This is a genomic window from Gottfriedia sp. NPDC056225 (assembly GCF_042267765.1).
Lineage (GTDB): Bacteria > Bacillota > Bacilli > Bacillales > Bacillaceae_G > Gottfriedia.
Window position 1 is genome coordinate 1 of the sequence record NZ_JBHJTJ010000144.1, and the last position, 1,288, is coordinate 1,288.

At 56.2% G+C, this 1,288-nt stretch carries 1 rRNA gene; it reads left to right on the top strand.

Annotated features, from left to right (window positions below):
- Window positions 1–33: 33 nt before the first annotated feature.
- Window positions 34–1,288: ribosomal RNA gene (locus ACFCYN_RS25490) — 23S ribosomal RNA — on the top strand; the annotation flags it as partial.

Here is a 1,288-nt window from a genome sequence, read left to right on the forward strand (position 1 = left end):
CTGCGTAAGTTTAATATAATTAGTTTTAAAATTAGTTAAGTTAGAAAGGGCGCACGGTGGATGCCTTGGCACTAGGAGTCGATGAAGGACGTGGGAGGCCACGATAGTCCCCGGGGAGCTGTCAACCAAGCTTTGATCCGGGGGTGTCCGAATGGGGAAACCCGGCAGTCGTCATGGGCTGTCACCCGCTGCTGAACACATAGGCAGTGTGGAGGGAACGAGGGGAAGTGAAACATCTCAGTACCCTCAGGAAGAGAAAACAACCGTGATTCCGGGAGTAGTGGCGAGCGAAACCGGATGAGGCCAAACCGTATGCGTGTGATACCCGGCAGGGGTTGCGCATGCGGGGTTGTGGGAATGAGCTTCAGTCGTCTGCCGGCGGCTGGGCGAGTCAGAAACCGTTGATGTAGGCGAAGGACATGCGAAAGGTCCGGCGTAGAGGGTAAGACCCCCGTAGTCGAAACATCAGCGGCTCGTTTGAGAGACACCCAAGTAGCACGGGGCCCGAGAAATCCCGTGTGAATCTGGCGGGACCACCCGCTAAGCCTAAATATTCCCTGGTGACCGATAGCGGATAGTACCGTGAGGGAATGGTGAAAAGTACCGCGGGAGCGGAGTGAAATAGTACCTGAAACCGTGTGCCTACAAGCCGTGGGAGCGTCGCTGGCAGCACTTGTGCTGTCAGTCGTGACTGCGTGCCTTTTGAAGAATGAGCCTGCGAGTTTGCGGTGTGTTGCGAGGTTAACCCGTGTGGGGAAGCCGTAGCGAAAGCGAGTCCGAACAGGGCGATATAGTAGCGCGCTCAAGACCCGAAGCGGAGTGATCTAGCCATGGGCAGGTTGAAGCGGCTGTAAGAGGTCGTGGAGGACCGAACCCACCAGGGTTGAAAACCTGGGGGATGACCTGTGGTTAGGGGTGAAAGGCCAATCAAACTCCGTGATAGCTGGTTCTCCCCGAAATGCATTTAGGTGCAGCGTCGTGTGTTTCTTGCCGGAGGTAGAGCACTGGATAGGCGATGGGCCCTACCGGGTTACTGACCTTAGCCAAACTCCGAATGCCGGTAAGTGAGAGCGCGGCAGTGAGACTGTGGGGGATAAGCTCCATGGTCGAGAGGGAAACAGCCCAGAGCATCGACTAAGGCCCCTAAGCGTACGCTAAGTGGGAAAGGATGTGGAGTCGCAGAGACAACCAGGAGGTTGGCTTAGAAGCAGCCACCCTTGAAAGAGTGCGTAATAGCTCACTGGTCAAGTGATTCCGCGCCGACAATGTAGCGGGGCTCAAGCGTACC